An 18,079-nucleotide genomic window follows, 5' to 3' on the forward strand; every position below is an offset into this window, starting at 1 on the left:
TTCACTTTCCCACTGCGTATGCCTACGTTTTTCAAAGTCCTGCTGGCCTTGCTGGTCGTCGTATTGTTGGCGGCCGGCGGTGTCGCCTGGTACGCCCACTCCACCTACGTCGGCTTCGAGCGGGGGCACCCGGAAGCCACCGATCTGCCGGAACTTACCATCGACGGGTACCGCTTTATTGACCGGAACCGCAACGGCCAGCTGGATCCCTACGAGGACGGCCGGCTACCGATCGGCCGGCGGGTGCAGGACGCGCTGGACCGCATGACTACCGATGAGAAGATCCACTTGCTCAAGGGCTCCGGACTGGCTTCGGCAATAGGCGTTGGAGACGTAAACATTCCCGGTGCGGCGGGGACCATCGTGGCTACCCCGCGGCTTGGCCTGCCGGCGCTCTACCTCGCGGACGGGCCCGCCGGACTGCGCATCGAGCCCACCCGCGAGAAGGATGACGCCACGTACTACGCCACGGCATTTCCCATTGGCACGTTGCTCGCCTCCACCTGGAATACGGAGCTGGTGGGGCGGGTAGGGGAGGCCATGGGCGCCGAAGCGCGGGAGTACGGCGTCGACGTGATATTAGGGCCGGGCGTAAACATCCATCGGCATCCCCTCTGCGGCCGCAACTTCGAATACTACTCCGAAGACCCCCTGCTGACCGGTAAGATCGGCGCCGCCATGGTGAACGGCATCGAATCCCGCGGGGTGGGCAGCAGCGTGAAGCACTACGTGGCCAATAACCAGGAAACGGAGCGCTTCGTGAACGACTCCCGGGTGTCGGAGCGGGCGCTGCGGGAGATCTACCTCAAACCCTTCGAGATCATCGTAAAGGAGGCCCAGCCCTGGACCATCATGAGCGCCTACAATCGGGTGAACGGAACCTACGTCTCCGAAAGTCCGGAATTGCTGAACGGGGTACTCCGCGACGAGTGGGGGTTCGCGGGCGTCGTCGTATCCGACTGGTTCGGTGGCAGCGACGCCGTTGCCCAGTTGAACGCCGGCAACGACCTGCTGGAGCCCGGTACGAAAAGCCAGTGGAATGCCCTTAACGCTGCGGCCGAAAGCGGTGGACTGCCGGCGGCGGCGATCGATTCCTCGGCGGCCCGGATTCTGCGGCTGATTTTCCGCTCGCAGAAGCTGCAGGGCTACGTCGGGAATAACGCGCCCGCCCTGGAGCAGCACGCCGAAATTTCGCGGCGGGCGGCCGCCGAAGGAATGGTGCTGTTGAAGAACGAAGGCGCCCTGCCGCTCCGGTCTTCGCTCAACGTGGCGCTGCTGGGCAACGGCTCCTACGACTTCCTTTCCGGGGGCACCGGGTCGGGCGACGTCAACGAGGCCTACTCCGTTTCCCTGGAGCAGGGGCTCGAGCGGGCCGGTTTCACCGTCAATGCGAGTGCCAAACGCCGTTACGCCGACCACGTTGCGGCCCACCCCAACGCCTTCGTCAAGCCGGAGGGGATGCTGGCGATGTTCGTGCCCTACGACCCGCCACGGGTGGTGTACGCGGATTCAACGCTGGAGCTGTTCGCCCTCACGTCGGACGCCGCCATCCTCACCATCCAACGCAACAGTGGCGAGGGCGGCGACCGCCAGGAAGCCGACGACTTCCTGCTCCGCGACTGGGAGCGGGAGCTGATCGCGAATGCCTGCCGGATCTTCCACGCCCGGAACAAGCCGGTCATCGTGGTGATGAACGTGGGTGGCGTCATCGAAACGGCTTCCTGGAAGGACGATCCCGACGCCATCCTGCTGGCGTGGCAGGGCGGACAGGAGGGCGGCAACGCGGTGGCGGACATCCTCACCGGAATCGTGAATCCGAGCGGTAAGCTGCCCATGACTTTCCCGGTGAACCTCGCCGACCACGCCTCCCACGCGAACTTCCCGGCCGGCGGCGGTAGTATGGACCCGACGGACTTCCTCTTCAACCGGGAGCTGAAGCCGGCCGATGAGCAGGTCCGCAACATCGACTACACCGATTACGCCGAGGGCATTCACGTCGGCTACCGCCACTTCGACGCGGCCGACCTGGAGGTGGCATACCCCTTCGGCTTCGGACTGAGCTATACGGACTTCGCCTACGAAAACCTGACAACCGAGATCTCCGGCGATACCCTCCGGTTTTCCCTGACGGTGACCAATACCGGCGACCGCGCCGGCCGGGAGGTGGTGCAGGTGTATAGCTCCCTCCCGGAAAGTGCGGTGGAACGGCCGGTCCGGGAGCTGCGGAGCTTCGTGAAGACGGCAGCGCTCGAACCGGGGGCTTCGGCTGTAATCAGCGGTACCTTCCCGGTGAGCGATCTGGCTTACTGGGACGAGGATGCCGGTAAGTGGATCGTGGAGCCGGGTAGCTACCGGCTGGAGGTGGGGCGTTCGTCGCGGGATGCGAGGTTGCTCAGCCAAATAGCGGTGCCGTGAGGTGGAAGTGTTTGAAGCGGTAGAAAGCCGAGGTTGAGCGGTTTCTAACCCGAGTACTCCGCGTGTAGCCTTTCGACCCGGAGGGTCTCAACCTTGGACCGTGGCGAGCCGTCAGCAGCCCTCCAGGGTCGAGCGGTCTGTGACCCGAGACTTCCCGCGTTGCTTTTCGACCCAGGAGGGCCTCCACCCTGGATTTTGGCGAGCGGTCGGTGATTTTCCAGGGTCGAGTGGTTTCCGACCCGAGACTTCCCGTGTAGCCTTTCGACCCGGAGGGTCTCAACCTTGGAATGTGGTGAGCGGTCGGGGATATTCCAGGGTCGAGCGGTCTGTGACCCGAGCCTTCCTTCGAGCCGGTTCGGCAGACGAGCTACGCAAGCTCCGCTCGGCGGACGAACCTAATGCCCGCCCCGCCCGGCACCGATCCGCTCCTCCCATTCCGGATAATCCCGTTCCAGCAAGCGCCGCGCCCAGTCACTGATCCAGCTGTAGCCCACCCGCCGCTCGTATTCGATCTCGGAGAGGGCGTAGCGCACCACCCCGTCCCGGCCGACGAACATCGGGTAGTTCGTGCCGATCTCGTAGAACCGCGCCCACAGGGGCTCGCCGTGCTCGGGGTCGAAGCCCACGATCAGGTCGTAGCCCTTGGGCAGGCTATCGTCCGGCTGGCGGATCAGCCGCAAGCCCGGGAGCTGCACCCGTTCGAACCAGTCTACCGCGGCCCGCACCGACCGGATGACGGCCGAATCCGGCTCCTCGATCCCCATCAGGAATTCCACGATGCCCACGCTTTCCGATCCGCTTAGCGACACCAGCTCGTAGGCGCGCGCCCTGGCCGGTTCCAGGGTTTCAGGGTCGTGCTGGGCGCACCAGGCGGTGAGCCGGCCGTCCGCTTCGATCTGCGTTTTCAGGATGACGTCGGTGCCTTTGTCGATGGCTTCCTGGGCCGCGGTAACGCGGGCAGCGTCGAGAAAAGGATAGCTCCCCTTCGTCACCTCCCGCAGGAACTCCAGCACCCCGATCATGGCGCCGTCGTTGTAGGTGATGTTGGCGTAGTAGCCCGCCCGGATGGGGTAGAACTGGGGCCACCCGCCGTTAGGGTACTGGGCTTCGAGCAGGTAATCCACGCCGCGGAGGAAGCTGCTTTTATAGCGGTCGTCACCGGTGTGGGCGTACACCCTGGCGAGGTAGCGCAGTTGGGGGTAGGTGGCCTTATTGTCGATGGTCGGGCGGCCCAGCTCTTGCTTCGGATCGGCCTTTCCTTGCTCGATGGTTCGGATATCCGCCTCCGTGAGTGGCGCGGCCATATCCATATTTTTTGGCCAGCCGCCGGTGGCGTGCTGGTATACGAGGAGGTTGTCCGCTACGCGCCGGGCTTCGGTGCTGCCGTACCAGTCGGCTTCCTGGTGTTGGGCATCGCGCCAGGTGACGGGCTTGCCAGAGCCTTGCCCCGGCAGCGCAGCGCCGTAGACCAGCCAGAGGCTCACTAATAGTCGGAGCAGGAAGGCAGAAATAGGGAGGTGGTTTGGCATGATCGCGGCATTTGACCAGAACGGAATGGCTGCGACCCGGCGATTCGTACGCGGGGTGAATTCAGGAATAGCCAATGGTGAAACCGGCGCAGAGAATGGACGGAAAGGCCGACCCTTGCCTTCGCCTCATCCGGTTCGGCTCATTCTCGCAGAATGCGTACGATTACCCGTTCGTACGCGGTGAGGGCGGGGGTTCCGTGGTCGGTAACTTCCAGAATGAAGTGGGCCGTCTCCTCCCGTTCCACCTCTGGTGCCGTAACCCACACGGAAGCGGCATTTTCCGGGGCAAAACGTATCTCCTCCTGCAGGGAGCCCGGCTCCGGATAGTGGTACCATAAAAAGCTGAGGTGGTCACCGTCCGGGTCGGTGGATCGCGCGGCATCCAGGCGAAAGCCCTGGCCGGAGCTCACGGTGATCTCCCTCGGGTTGTCCAGTACCGGTACCGGAGCGTGGTTGGCTGCTTCTACGGACTGGACCGTCCAGTCCATCCGGGCGGCAAAATCGCGCTGGAAGTCGTCCCGCCACCTCCATAGGGTCACTTTGTTGCCGGTAAAGCTCGTATCGGCCCGTTCCACGGCCCGGCCGTAGGCGCTGGGTAGAAAGGGGGTGTAGGTGTCCGAAGCATCCGTCCAGACGGGGCGGGTTTCCGCGGTAAAGGGAATGCCGGGCGCCCCCGCACCGTCCGGGTCGAAATCCGGCGTATACTTTTCGTAGCGGCCGCCCCAGCCGCCCCAATCGGGATGCTCCGGGGCATGCAGGCCGTTGGCGACCAGCCACAGCCAGGCGGGGGTGTCGCCTTCCATTCCCCAGGCTACGTCGGGATAAGCGGCGCCTAAGGGGCCGTGGTCCTGTTGAATGTGGTCGTTGAGCCAGGCGTTACTGATGGTCGTGTTATCGATCCCCGGGAACCGGCCATTGATGGCGATCCAGGTGGAGCGGCCATAGTCGCCGTAGCTGAAGACATAGAATACGCCGGGAAAATTCTCCCGGATCCACGGGCCGCTATCGTCCTGGTCGGAGATGGTGTAGACGCGGAGTTTGCCGATGAGCCGGTCCGCTTCTTCCTTCGTTTTGGTTTCCCGGATGGTGTACAGCGCCTGGGCCAGGGTGTTTATCCCGCCCCAGACCGATACCCAGAGCGGACGGTCGTCGTCTGCTTCCAGCAGATCGATGATGCGGGCGGACCCCTCCGAGTCCTTGCCTTCTCCCACACCGGTCATGCCGTAGACGGGCAGCCCGTCGTAAACTTTGGTAAGTAAGGATTCGGCGGTAGGGTAGGCCGGGTCGTGGAGAATCAGGTTGGGGCGAACCTCCCCGTAGGTGGTGATGATCCGCTCGACGGATTCCGGGTGAATGGCTTCCCGCATCCAGGTGGAGGTGGTGGCTACGATCCCCTCGATCTCGATTTCGTTGGCGTACAGCAGTAGTCGAATTAGCGACTGGGTGTCATCCGGGTCAGCCTCGATGTCGGTGAGCACGAGTAGGCGGTGGGGGGCGGTTGTCTGGGCCTGGAGGGCTGTCGCAGGGTCCGCCAGGAAACTGAGCAAGCAGCAAACTGATAAAGGGAACGATTTCATCATGATCGGTGGCTAAGCGGCAAAGCTCGGTAGGTCAGGGGATCAATACTAGCTACATTTACCGACAAACCTACCGGATTCCGAGATTTGAATGCCTTTGACGAACAGCGCGGACAATTCCGTCCCTACGGCCTGACCTGCGAATGGTGGACCCCCACCCTGATGGGTAAACCCGACCGCCACAACGAAATCGAGCTCAATTACCTCCCGGAGGGGGCACTGACCTACCTGCTGCAGGATCGCAAGATCACCGTGCCGTCCGGGCGACTGACCATTTTTTGGGGACTCATCGCCCACCAGATCGTGGATTTTTCTTCTTCCGCGCCTTATCTCGTCTGCACCTTGCCCTTTAGTCAGTTCCTGGAGTGGGGGTTGCCACCGGCCTTCGTGGAGCGGGTCTTGCAGGGAGAGGTGATCTGGGAAGCGACGGCCGAAAATTCCATCCCCGATCGATTGCTGATCAGCCGGTGGGTAGACGACGCCGGGGTACCCGAGCGGGCAGCGGTGATGGTACTGGAGATGCGGGCACGTCTCCATCGGCTGGCACTCGCTTGCTCCCGCGCTCCGGCGCCCCATTCTTCCGCCGTCCCGCTGGCCGCTCCGGAGATCAGCCAGGTCGAACGGCTAGCGGTTTATATCGGACGTAATTTCCGGCAACCTATTCGGGTAGCCGATATCGGGCACGCCGTAGGCCTGCACCCCGACTACGCCAATGCCCTGTTCAAGCGCCTTCCGCCTGACGCTGACCGAATACATCGCCGAGGAACGGATCGCCTACGCCAGTCGCCAATTGATCGCAACATCCGACCCCATCACGGACATTGCGTACGCCAGCGGCTTTCAGTCCATCAGCCGGTTCAATGCGGCCTTTCGGAAGATCAACGATTGTACTCCGCGCGCCTACCGCAAACGCTACGTCGATTGACCGGGGCGTGATGAGTCAAGTCGAGGGGAACGGTGGCTGCCCGTCCCCCCCGTTGCTCTCCGGACCGTGATCAATTGACCGCCAGCTCTCGGAGAAGCTACGGCTACCTAAAATTCCAGCTCCGTTCCCCAGTGATCCGCCCTTGGAGCAGGACGTGCAGGGGGATTACGGCTCTTTAATGGAGTGTATTTGCGCCGGGGCGCGGGAGGAAAGGTAACCGGGAACCGGCGGTGCTACTCGTCGGCCGACCGAGGCACGCGGCTCGTCCGACGGGGGGGAGGGCCGAATGAAAATATATTGTTCCTAAGCAGCGCGCGGCATAGGGTGTCCGGCATACCTTTAGCTAGGTAGCGTATTCCGCTTCGCTTTAAGTCCCAGTTAGCTTTAGGTAAGTAAGTTATGCATTATAGAAGTAGGTATATATTATTTCCGTAAGACCGCGGTTACTTGTCTTCCGGACGGGGATTAACGTGAGCAGCCGACTACCCATACCCACGCCTATGTATCCCATGCTCACTTCCCCCAAACGGTCTCCTTCCGCGCTGCCGAAGCGTGGGGCCGACCCCTCCCTGCCGCCGTTTTCGTCCGACCCGGTCTTCGAGCAGCTACTGGCGCACGCCAGCGTGTACTGCTATTCGGTGGACTACGCCACTAGTCGGTTCCGCTACGTAAGTCCGGGCATATTCTCCCTGCTGGGCTACGAGCGGTTGGCGTGGCAGTTTGGTGGTCCGCTGGCGGCCTTCGAGCACGTCCACCCCGATGACCGGGAATGCGTACGTAAGATCTACGCCGAGATCCACCGCGAGCTGCTCCGCCACGCCCCGGAAGTACGCACTGAGCTCGGCTTCGTCTTCACCTGCCGCATGCGCACCGCCCGGGACCACTACCTCCACCTCAGCCACCAACTGACCTTCCCCGGCGTAGACGACCGTGGCCGCCCCCTCTGGGACTTCACCCTCGTCAGTGACATCACCGCCCTCAAGGTGCCGCAGGTATGCCAGCTACAGATCCGCTGCGATCACCTCCCCGCACCCGCGAACCGCAAGACCCTGGTCTTCACCTGCCACGCGACCGTCACCTTCTCCCGCCGGGAGATCGAGATCCTCCAGCTCGTCGCCCAGGGCCTCGAAAGCCAGGCGATCGCCGATCGGCTGTTCATTAGCTACCATACGGTTTGTACCCACCGGAAGAATTTGCTGCGGAAGGCGGGGGTGAAGAGTCCGGTGGAGTTGGTGGGGTTTGGGCGGGGGGTGGGACTGGTGTGAAGTTCTGACCCACGCTGAATAATAATGAGAATACCTAGCAGTAGTGATTGATATATATTGATAGGAATCTTAGCTTTGTAAATAAGCCCAGACCTTCCCAATCGACTATATTTATAAATGAAAATTACGAGATGAAGCGCTGGTTGACAATAGCCACCTTTTGTAACAGATACGCTTCTAAAACTAGCTGTTTGCATGCCAGAAATCCAATTAATTTTTCAATATGTATGACAGGTTGAAGGGATTTTAAGTTTTCAACTTTCCATTTAACCGTCAATACTGATAGTGCTCCGCCTACCAGCAGGTTAGCAAAATACACAGCTATCATGTGAAAATTTTAAAAAATCAAAACAACAATCGCAGAATAATTCAACACTATCTTCATCATCTTTAAAATAGAAATTATGTCGCACCATATAACTTCACAACAAATAAAAGAAATTCTTGAGCATAATGGGATTAGCACTATTGATGACCTAGTCAGCCAACTAGCCGACAGCGAAAACCCGAGGCCTGGAATTATATTAAAAGAAGGGCAGCTTGTAGGTGAATTAGATCGGTCATGGTTTATTAAGGTATGGGAGCTTGATAAGCTTCTTGAAGGAGACATTAATGAACTGCCTAGTGAATTAGGTGGAAATATAATGAAGCGGTAGCTTTAAATGAACTGGATTGATTCCTTCATTTCGGACAATATCTTAGTTTGTGATTCTGCCTACGTAGAATTACAAACTAAGGCTTGTTGTGAATATGTTTTATACTGTTCACAGCTCAAACAGAGGGAAATATTAACCGAAAAGCACATATCAATCCTTAACAAGATCCGATTTAGCAATGTTGCTTATTTTGAGCCCCTATTGAACTTTTGCATACTAGAAGAACTGCCCGAAATAAGCTTGAAGCTCCCCCCATCCATTGAAGTAAAATACATTATCTCAATCATATCTAATAATGAAGATTACTCATACTGGAATCGTTTACTCTGCCTCTTCTTAAGGAAGTTTGCCGTCAGCGGACTATCAAGGCACAACATGTATGAATTTACGCATGTTATATTTTATTCCAGCAATTTCGGATTAAACAGATTTATATCTCAATTAGACAATTCTATTGTTGCGTCGTTAGTTGAAATTACAGGGTGCTGTATTAAAATTTGCAACCTGTCTCTAAACTGGGATTTGGCCAGAGAACTCTATTTAGTACTCTTAATTTTGGACTCAAGTTGTTCTGCCGAAATAATGCAGCTAGTCAATACTGAAAACAATGTTATAAAATCAAAGCAAGGATGGTTTCTTTCTGATGGCAAAAATTTAGGGTATTATGAAAAATTAGAAAACGACTTGTCCTTCACACAAAAATACAGCCTATACCATACAACTCTTATATGCAGTTTATTAGAAATAGTCATCGCTAGCCATGGTATCGCGCATCGAGAAGAATATCACGAGGTCAGCTAAAAACTCAATTTGGTTATTGAAGATGAAAATAACTGTTGATAGGTACAACGATAGTTTACTAGCTGACTGCAAATTTGGCAAATAACGACCATTAACTACTTCCCTCTAGACCTTTCTTCTTTTATCAGCAATGCATTGAATGTGACCTAGTCCCTCAGAATCTTGGATTGGATATTCCCATTGAAGCTCTCGGTAAATGCTTTAAAAGAGGGTTTCGCCGAGCGCGAGATCGCCTCTCAACTCTATAATCTACAAAACAACATATGCACCCACCGTACGAATTTGCGCCACAAGACCGTGGTAAGAGTAACGATGGAATTTGTGGGGTTGGCTTTAGGAATAGAAAGTGATAAATAAATAACGCTAGATTAGAAAGGTATTGTTCAGGCCGTTCGTAGGCTTTTAAATTTTTTCCTTCAACTTTTTGACCATGCCCAACCTCATGAAGCTTGTCCCCATATTTACCCTTTTGCTTGTTTGTCAGCACGCTACCGCACAAGATTATAGCTTGCCACGACCGGAAACTCGAACGACCTTGACCGAGGCAGACCTGAGAGAAATGTTGACCGTGCAATTTTCTAAATTTATCACCAGCAATTCTAATGCTGTGCTTGGAAGTTTTGCAGGATTCTCCACGATCAATGGCCAGTTTGAATTAGGAGCAACCCTAATCCCCTCCAATAATTTTCTGATTACTACCAAGGTTTCGGCCGGAGCGATCGAGGGGGTGGCGGGCCTCTTTAACAACGGCAAGTTAAACAGTAAGGTGACAATGAATGCTGCTGGGCATCGGTTGCTTAATCTAAATAATCAACCTGACATACGGTTCAGCCCCGCGCTGGAGTATAGATCTGAAACGGAGAAAGCCCAGGAATTATCGAAATACAGCGCAGAGGTCTTAAAGTATACTTCTCAACAACCGCTACTGCAGGCACGCCTCGATTTGGAAAATGAAACTACCACTCTGTCTCAAATAAATTCGAAGTTGTCTGTACTTGGAGGGGGAGTGGCTAATCCAGTTTCGCCACAATTCCAGAAAGATACTACTAACTTTAAAATTTTGGAATACCAAAAAGCGGAATCGCTGCGCAAAATCACCATCTTGAAGTCCAACATTGATGTCATGAAAAAACCAGGTTACTTTGATGCCCAGGTCGATCGAGCTAATGAGCGAATTCGATCGACTCTCCATACAATTAACCAAGGTGTTTCTCAGCTAACTGTAAGTGGTTTAAATGTACACTGGATTACCCTCGGACTCGGTGTAGAGCGTGACCGTTTTACTTTGCTTTCGGTTACGGATTCGGTCGAGATGGTATCAGAATTTGTGACACATACTGGAAGGCGATTGCAGTTGGCATTTTCACACTATCGTTATAATGATCCCATAAACCAGGAACCAGTTGAAGATGCTTCTCCGCAAGACCTAGCTGACCCTATCCGCGATGAGTACTGGTCTGTGGGAGCTAAATACGGACGCGGAAATAATGCTGGATCGCTGAAAAGTGCCACCTTGCGGGAGACATCGGCAATTCCAGGCGATTCATCGCGGGTATACTATACCGAACAAAAGGTCCTACAGGGAAAATTTCGCGACGAGCTAGATGAGCTAACTTTGTACATCAATTACTATCGGTTTTTTACAGCGTTTGCAGATACTCGAGCAGCATACCACATCTATCCCAGTCTATGGATAAGAGATGGATACGAACCGGAAGTGTCATTAACCGTGGGTTTACTATATCCCTTCCATAACCAAAAAAGCCCAGAGTCGATCGCAAATGTGGAAATTTTCCTGCAATTCCGAAACTTAATGAATGACCGCATTGGTCAAAATGGTATTGGAGGTGGGTCGACCGTCGGTTTGACAGCTACTTTTCCTATTGATTTTCTAACTAACTAACTAACTAACTTAAGAAATGGCAAAAAAATATGTAGTATCCTGCTCTGTAGAAGGAGATATCGGCCAATATGATACGGATGGTGAGGCAGCCTTGGCCGCTAAAGCCCATAAACAGGAAAATGGGTCAGAACACAAAACGAGTTGGACACCGGCAGGCATATTCTCAATTCCAATAGAAATTGCAAACCTTTTTATAAAGGGGTTAAGGTATCCAAATTTCGCGGCGTTAGATGCAGTCAAATCAAATATCCAGATAGAATCGGAGGAGGATTATGAAGAGAGTATCTATTACGTCTTTTGTAAGACCCACGGCTTTCGCGATATCTTTCTCACCTTTAAGGAAGCAGAGGCTGCTAAAGAACAGCATGAAAGGCAATGTCTTACAACCTGTGACTGGGCAATTGAAGTAGGTAGTCTGACAGACGACTTACCGGCAGGCCCTGTTGATTAGTGGGTCGAACTTAGGTCATATACACTATACGCAAATTAGTTTAGTCAAAATGAAAAGGCTGGCGCCGTTCGGTAGCATGGACATTGACTGACTAATATGCACCATAATCCCCTGGCTTTCCAGGGCCCATTTCATATAAAAGTGTAAGTAATCAAGATCAATTACTTTACTGGCATTGAGATGATTAAGCGAAAATAAATCCCGCCGTTTCGTTTTCATATTGCATTTCTCTACCTAACAGATAGTCTAAGTATTCGTTACTGAAGATTTATTGAATCGGTATGCGTAGTAAAGAAAATCTGTAGTCTAATATTTTATTTCATATGTCCCACAACTATTAACTTTCACCAAAGCAGGTTCAAATCGGTCCAAAGTCTTTCGAAAAGTAAAGGGGATTCTACCATACTACGATAAACTAATTTATTCCGTAATTGAATTACTTCCATTATTTACATAGAGCAAGAGCTATGCCATTTAGCTAATTAAACATAAAAGAGAGTAAATCGACGGGGTGTTGGACGGCTACTACGCCCCCGGAATGGGCAGCCTAGCAGTTCGGTATGCATCATGGTGATTACACTATTGCTTAAGCTCATGTAGGATCAGAGAGAAGTTTCGATTCAAACAAGTTGGTCCAAAAATTGCCCCTGTCAGTACTTCGTGCGCCAGACTTTTTATCCGCACCGATAATTAATATAGATGAAATAAGGGTATAAATTCAAAATGTTATGAATAATACTATAAAATATTACCTTCCGGAAAGAGTCCTAAAACTAACAGTAAACTACGTGGTAAAACAGGAATTAACCTTTAATGAAAAGGAGGAGGTGGCCACAATGAAATATAGGGATTGTTACATTCAAGATGACATACTTTTGGAACCCCTTCTCCATGCAGATTATCAGTGCAAATACATTTTCGATTATAGTAGATACCGGTCTTGGTGTTACAACTTAAGCTTTGAAGCCGAATTTGATGAAAATGGTGCTGGTATATTACAGGCTATAAATATTGAAACCACCCCAGTAGTTAAAGATGTAATTGTCGGCGTGGTCAACGTAGCGGTTTCCTTAGCGAAACTTGGAACAACAGCTTTTCTGGTAGACTCACCTACCCATGAAGAACCATTAAATGTAGAGGTAATTGAAAAGACTTTCACTGAAACATATTTGATTAAAACTGGCGATATGAACGAAAAAGATGGTAGCCGGTCAATACAATTGCCTAAACCAAATGTTGGTGATTTAAATACCAAAATTCCAACTATAGAAGTTTTTATTAAGCCAAACAAAATTATTCGGCAAAAGAAAAAATCAAAAAATATATGTGTTTCAAAGACAGAGGTGTATTATAGAGAACCTATACTAAGCAATGTCAAGATTAAAGTTTTAAATAATGGAGATATTCAGGAGCAAACCGTTATAAACGAATATATCTATTTTTCGCAATTTGGAGCCACAATTCCACTTCAGATTTCTTTCGGCAAATTTTTTAATAAAGCAAGTAGCAAAGTGAGTTTTAGCAAGGCTACCGGAGGCCTGGAAAAATTTGCACTTACTAACGAAAGCAAAATTAAGGAAACAGTAGATGATTTTAGCACATCTTTAAATGCAATGAATACTACAGTTGGTGAATGGCACAAAAGCAAAAAAGAAAAAGTCGCCGAAATTGAAAAAAAGAACAAAGTTAAATCAGATGATAGAAAAGAAAAGCTCAAAAATTTAGCAGATAAGGAATTAAACGATTTGATCAAAAAGAAAGGTTTTCTTGAAGTCGAAAAGAAAATATTGATACTCAAAAAAGAAATTGTAGAACTTAAAAAATAATTATATTTGATCAGCTTTTACAGTTTTTAAATTCAGTGCTTTTATATCTTTGTAAATTATAGTTTTAGCATTAATTTTTCGCCAGAAATCGGCCAAATAGGACCAAAATATTGCGAAAAATTCAAGATTCTTATCCTAATCAATCACTTCTACCGTCTACCCGAGCCATGGCGACCCTCGAACGAAGTTGCTAAGTTTTGCTTTTACCCAAAACATATCAAATAGAAATTTCTAGCTCAATTACGTTAAATTTTCACACTGTAGGTGGGGTGTTATACTATTTTATCCAATCCACTTCTTGAGGAGTATGTCCCAGAATGGGCGTGGGGCAGGGCTAACGCATCATACTTCTTAAACCTACTTTGGACCAACTTTACCGGACGCTTACCTGCGAACTCCAAAACCAGAATTTCAACTATTCAGTGGTAGCAGCTTAGGGGAAGCCTACACTACCTCGTCGGGCGTAAGGTCAAATCCCAGCTTAGGATACTTCTCCAGGGGCATCCGGAAAGCACGGATCGCCTCGTGCGTACAAAGATCCTCGACCTCCGCCACCGAAGTGCACGCGCGTAGCCGATCAAACACCGCACCCACGATCTCCCGGGCGCGCTGGGGATTACCGGTTTGCTTACTCGCCATGTCCTTCGTTTTCGACCTCCTGCTCCGGCGCCAGGTATTCTTCCTCACTCATCCCAAACCCCGGATCCACCACCAACACCTCCGCATACGTCAAGCCGTACAACCGGTACACCAACACGTCGATCTCCGCCTCCAGGGCGGTGGTGTCGGCTTGGGGGTCTTGGGATTTTTGGGTTAATACTTCTTGAACTTTTTTCGAAAGGTTATCTGCATTTGACATTGGTATTTGCAGTCTTTCAAAATACTTAAATATTAGTTGATATCCATTTTGAATAGAAGTGCAGAACATTTGTATTTGGAACCAACCCAATTTTGAATTCAAAATTCCCAGCAGCTTATGGTCCACATTCGAGGCGATATAAGTGGCATTGTTTGAATAGAATTCTGAGCTGTCAAAGGTGAAAACCGGCTTAACTTGAAATATTTGGTAAATTATTTTTTCACTCTTGAATTTATCATAATAGTCACAAGCCCGCAATTCCCACCAAAAGTCTCCCTGATCGTACCGCTGTTTGGCCCTTTCCTCGTATTCGGATAACCACCCCGCTACCGCTGGATATTCTTGTTGGAGTAAGGCAAAACCATCTTGTTCCGAAATCTTTGGATCACCATGTGCATACGTCCAACCCTTCTCGAAAAGGATCAAATACTTATCCGCCACCGGCGGCACGTACCGCTTCACGTCCCGACCCGCCAGGAAGGGCTTGATCACCTCCGCACCCTTCGGGTCTTCGGCAATTAGTCGGTCACGGGTGGCTAGATCTATAACGAAGGCTTCGTTATACCCGGTTTTAATGCCGTAGTATATCTCACCGTTTACGTACTCACCCAGTGGCACGCCGGTATTCCGCAGCTTCTCCAGTAACCGTTGTGTTTTAACGTCAGCCAGGTTCCAACCGTCTTCGGTCAGTTCGGCCTGTAAGCTGTCGAACTGGTGCTCGTGTAGTTGATCCCGAAACCGCGATGGATCTAGTTCCGGCACGTTCATCGCCCGGAAGGTTCGTTCCGGAGCGCGATTTTCCATACTGATGATTACCGGATAAGTAGTTGCCCCGTCGAATACCTGCAGATCTCCAAAGTCGATTAGCTCGACAATACGGTAGTCACCTAGGTGTTTCCGCAGCGTCTTACCGAAGCCGGCCCGCATGAACTTATTCGAAATAATGAAACTGAACTGGCCTCCGGGTCGCAGATTATTCATTCCCAGTTCGATAAAGTACACCAGCAGGTCTGCAGTCCCCGAGTACACTTTGAACCGGCTCTGTAAATACTCTTTCTGATCGCCTAATTCCTCCTGTCGGATATAAGGCGGATTCACCACCACCACGTCAAAGCCCAAAAACTCCCCGTCCGCCCCCAGCACCGCCGGGAACTCGAAGCGCCACTCGAAGGCATCGCGGTAGATGGCGTTGTTCTTGACCCCCTCGATCTCGGTCTGTAGTTTGTCCACTTTCGCCTTCAGGGGTTTGATCTCTTTGCGCACCTTCTTCTCGTCCACCGAGCCGAAGAGGTCGCCGACCTCCAGCAGGCCCTCCAGCTGCTGCAGCTTGCCGCGGGCTTTGGAGAGGGCCACCACCCGCTTGTCGTTGCGGCCGATGTGCGACTGGAAGTTGCCCTTGATCGCGTCGATCAGCTCCAGCAGTTCCCGCTTTTCGTCGGGGCCGGTCGCGCGATGGTAGGTAGCCACGGCCACCCGGTAGCTATCCAGCGTGAAGCGGTCGCTCTCCGCCAGGGCCCCCTTCAGGTCGTCGTCGAGGGCGAAGCGGCTCACCAGACTGTTGCCCTGCTTGATGTTGATGTCTATGTTGGGGAGGGTTTCCAGGGACTGAATGGGTGAATTAGTGGATGAGTGAATGGGCTGGCCATTCACCAATTCAGTCCTTCGCTCATTCACTCCATAATAAGCATGCTTAAGCAGCTCGATCCACAACCGCAGCCGGCAGATCTTTACCGAGTTGGGGTTGATGTCCACTCCGAAGAGGCAGTTCTCGATTAGGGTACGTTTTTCCTGGAAGAGGGTCCGTTGCACCAGTTGTACGGTGTCGTCTACCTGTAGGCGACCGTGGGAGTCTTCCCGTACGCGGTACTCGAAGGGGCGGCCGTCGCTACGGTAGGTGAGGAGGAGTTCGTCGTTCTCCACGGAGGCCTGAATGTCCCGGTTGAACGTGGCTCCCGCGCTCCCGCCGCCCAGAATGCCCAGCTCCGCCTTTACGGCGATCAGTTCGTTCAGCGCGGAGACGAGGAAGTGGCCCGAGCCCACGGCCGGGTCGCAGACGGTGATGCTGTTGACCACCGCGTTGGCGGCCTCGACTTCGTCCGCTTTGTATTTGCGGCCGAGGAAGCTGGCCAGGTCCCCGAAGTCGTCGGAATCGAAGTCGGCGAAGGGGCCGTCGGCGTCCCGGAACTTCTGTACCGTGGCCCGCCGGATCGTCTCCCGGCACATGTACTCGGTGATGAAGCCGGGGGTGTAGAAGCTGCCGTCGCGGTAGCCGTTGATCTTTTCGAAGATGAGGCCGAGTACGCTGGCGTTGATGAGCGGCTTGTTCTCCTCCTGGATGGCCCCGCCGCCCCCGCCGAAGTCGTAGGCGTCGAGGAAGGCGAACAGGTAGTGGAGGGTGTGGTCCCGGCCCCTGGCGCGCAGCACCGTCTGGGCGTGGTAGGGGAGTTCGAACTGGTCCTTGAGGGCATGCACGTACAGCAGGCGCTCCTCCAGTTCGGTGGCCTCGAAGAGGGAGCTGTTGAGGTAGGGCACGTGGGCGAACTGGCGCACGATGGGCTGCCGTTCGGCGGGCTTCACCGCCAGCACCTTGAAGAAGAGCGTATGCAGGCCGTCGAAGTCGGGGATGAGCTTGGGCGTCAGGAATTTGTAGGAGCGCATCGTGGCGGGGGCCGGCTCGCCGGACGGCTGGTGGTAGCTCACCAACTGGCTCTCGAGTAGTTTCAGGAACAGGATCCGGTTGATCCAGGTGATGCACAGTTCCAGCGACACGGCGAATTCGCGTTCCGCCTGGTCGCTCCCGTAGGTCGGGAAGTCGGGTACCTGCCGCCAGCGCTTGTCGGTGCCGGCCATGTCGATCACGTTCTCGAGCAGGCTGGCGGGGTGGCGTTCGCCCGGGGGCAGCCGGCGGATGATCTTTTTGCCGCCGCTCTTTTTCACTTGGCCCTTCCCGTCCACGCTCACCTCCTCCAGGCCGATGATGTGCAGCAGTTCGCGGTAGAAGCGTTTATCGAGCTTATTGGAGTCGTTAGCGAAGGGGCGGCGCAGCAGGTGGACGGGCCCGAGCAGCTTGTACAGCGGCGTGAGCTTGTCGTCGGTGTCCTCGCGGCCGTCTTCGCACCACTTCCGGTAGTCACTCAGTTTCAGGGCGGTGCAGGGCAGTTCGTCGTCCAGTTCCGCCAGGTGGGCGGCGACGTGCTCGTAGGCGAGGGCGTTGGTCTTTCCGGGGTCGGCGTCGATCTCCAGCAGCCGTTTGCGGAAGCGTTTCTTTTCCCAGAACAGCCGCTCGAAGTCGCGGTCGGCGAAGAGGTAGGTCTGGTCGCCGTCGGTGATGACCAGGCTTTTGATCCCGACGTTGCCGCTTTCCCGCTCGCGGACGAAGTAGAGCACCAGCTCCAGCAGGGCTTTATTCGTTTGGGCGCCGGGGCGCGGGTGCCACATTTCCGCGGAATTCCGGGCCCGTTTGGCTTCGATCATCACCCCCACCGGGTCCTTAGCCTTCGGCCCGTCGTGGATGACCGCGTCGATGCGTCCCTTGGTAGCCACTAGGCAGTCCGCCTCCCGGTACCACACCTGGCGCAGGAAGGTCATGAAATGGCCTTTGTGGTTCTCCTCGCTTTCGTCGGGGTTACCGATGCGGTCGAGCAGCAGGGGGAGCTCGTGCTTCAGCCGGTCGATGGCGGCGCGGGCTACTTTTTCCTTTCGGTAGGCTTTATTGAGGGACTGGGTGGGGCTCTAGGCGGGGTGGTGTAGCATGCGGGGGTTAAAATACTACGAGGTGACGGTATGTACCGCTCTGAAATGGCGTGTCCACATCAATTCCTCCGTATTCCCGAGTGGGGCCGGCAGGTAAGCGATAAAACGCCCATATTCGC

12 protein-coding genes are annotated in these 18,079 nt (G+C 53.6%); 8 read left to right on the forward strand and 4 right to left on the reverse strand.

Going from position 1 to position 18,079, the window contains the following annotated elements; translation table 11 throughout:
* Positions 1 to 18: 18 nt before the first annotated feature.
* Positions 19 to 2,415, forward strand: coding sequence for a glycoside hydrolase family 3 C-terminal domain-containing protein (locus CLV84_RS03435; protein ID WP_104418335.1), 2,397 nt, complete (start codon positions 19 to 21; stop codon positions 2,413 to 2,415).
* A gap of 395 nt (positions 2,416 to 2,810) precedes the next feature.
* Here the strand turns inward: CLV84_RS03435 and pelA are convergent, their stop codons facing one another.
* Both pelA and CLV84_RS03445 read right to left on the reverse strand, forming a co-directional pair.
* The gene (pelA, locus tag CLV84_RS03440; RefSeq protein WP_104418336.1) at positions 2,811 to 3,944 is read right to left on the reverse strand and encodes a pectate lyase; all 1,134 of its coding nucleotides are present in this window, start codon (positions 3,942 to 3,944) and stop codon (positions 2,811 to 2,813) included.
* Positions 3,945 to 4,084: 140 nt separating this feature from the next.
* Positions 4,085 to 5,521 carry a DUF1593 domain-containing protein gene (locus CLV84_RS03445; RefSeq protein ID WP_104419496.1) on the reverse strand — a complete coding sequence of 479 codons (1,437 nt, stop codon included), beginning with the start codon at positions 5,519 to 5,521 and terminating at the stop codon, positions 4,085 to 4,087.
* 87 nt (positions 5,522 to 5,608) lie between these two features.
* On the opposite strand from CLV84_RS03445, the gene CLV84_RS22420 reads away from it, so the two are divergent.
* The 7 genes from CLV84_RS22420 to CLV84_RS03485 all read left to right on the forward strand — a co-directional run bounded on the left by CLV84_RS22420 (position 5,609) and on the right by CLV84_RS03485 (position 13,348).
* Positions 5,609 to 6,457: a hypothetical protein gene (locus CLV84_RS22420; protein WP_245911369.1), complete on the forward strand. Its 849-nt coding sequence runs from the start codon at positions 5,609 to 5,611 to the stop codon at positions 6,455 to 6,457.
* Positions 6,458 to 6,946: 489 nt separating this feature from the next.
* Positions 6,947 to 7,711: a helix-turn-helix transcriptional regulator gene (locus CLV84_RS03455; RefSeq protein WP_104418337.1), complete on the forward strand. Its 765-nt coding sequence runs from the start codon at positions 6,947 to 6,949 to the stop codon at positions 7,709 to 7,711.
* 404 nt (positions 7,712 to 8,115) lie between these two features.
* A complete protein-coding gene (locus CLV84_RS03465; protein WP_104418339.1) occupies positions 8,116 to 8,367 on the forward strand; it encodes a hypothetical protein in 252 nt (83 codons plus the stop codon).
* Between the two features lie 6 nt (positions 8,368 to 8,373).
* Positions 8,374 to 9,168 carry a DUF6895 family protein gene (locus CLV84_RS22275; RefSeq protein ID WP_406603335.1) on the forward strand — a complete coding sequence of 265 codons (795 nt, stop codon included), beginning with the start codon at positions 8,374 to 8,376 and terminating at the stop codon, positions 9,166 to 9,168.
* A 430-nt stretch (positions 9,169 to 9,598) separates the two neighbouring features.
* Positions 9,599 to 11,071, forward strand: coding sequence for a hypothetical protein (locus CLV84_RS03470; RefSeq protein WP_104418340.1), 1,473 nt, complete (start codon positions 9,599 to 9,601; stop codon positions 11,069 to 11,071).
* A 16-nt stretch (positions 11,072 to 11,087) separates the two neighbouring features.
* The gene (locus CLV84_RS03475) at positions 11,088 to 11,522 is read left to right on the forward strand and encodes a hypothetical protein (protein ID WP_104418341.1); all 435 of its coding nucleotides are present in this window, start codon (positions 11,088 to 11,090) and stop codon (positions 11,520 to 11,522) included.
* Between the two features lie 728 nt (positions 11,523 to 12,250).
* The gene (locus tag CLV84_RS03485; protein ID WP_104418343.1) at positions 12,251 to 13,348 is read left to right on the forward strand and encodes a hypothetical protein; all 1,098 of its coding nucleotides are present in this window, start codon (positions 12,251 to 12,253) and stop codon (positions 13,346 to 13,348) included.
* A gap of 444 nt (positions 13,349 to 13,792) precedes the next feature.
* On the opposite strand, the gene CLV84_RS03490 is transcribed toward CLV84_RS03485, so the two are convergent.
* Both CLV84_RS03490 and CLV84_RS03495 read right to left on the reverse strand, forming a co-directional pair.
* Positions 13,793 to 13,987, reverse strand: a complete 195-nt coding sequence (locus tag CLV84_RS03490; protein WP_104418344.1) for a hypothetical protein — start codon at positions 13,985 to 13,987, stop codon at positions 13,793 to 13,795.
* Positions 13,977 to 17,882 (reverse strand): type IIG restriction enzyme/methyltransferase, encoded by a 3,906-nt coding sequence (locus CLV84_RS03495; protein ID WP_104418345.1) that lies wholly within the window; start codon positions 17,880 to 17,882, stop codon positions 13,977 to 13,979. Before CLV84_RS03495 ends, CLV84_RS03490 begins: the two co-directional genes overlap by 11 nt.
* Positions 17,883 to 18,079 lie beyond the last annotated feature (197 nt).

It is taken from the genome of Neolewinella xylanilytica, from assembly GCF_002934605.1.
Lineage (GTDB): Bacteria > Bacteroidota > Bacteroidia > Chitinophagales > Saprospiraceae > Neolewinella > Neolewinella xylanilytica.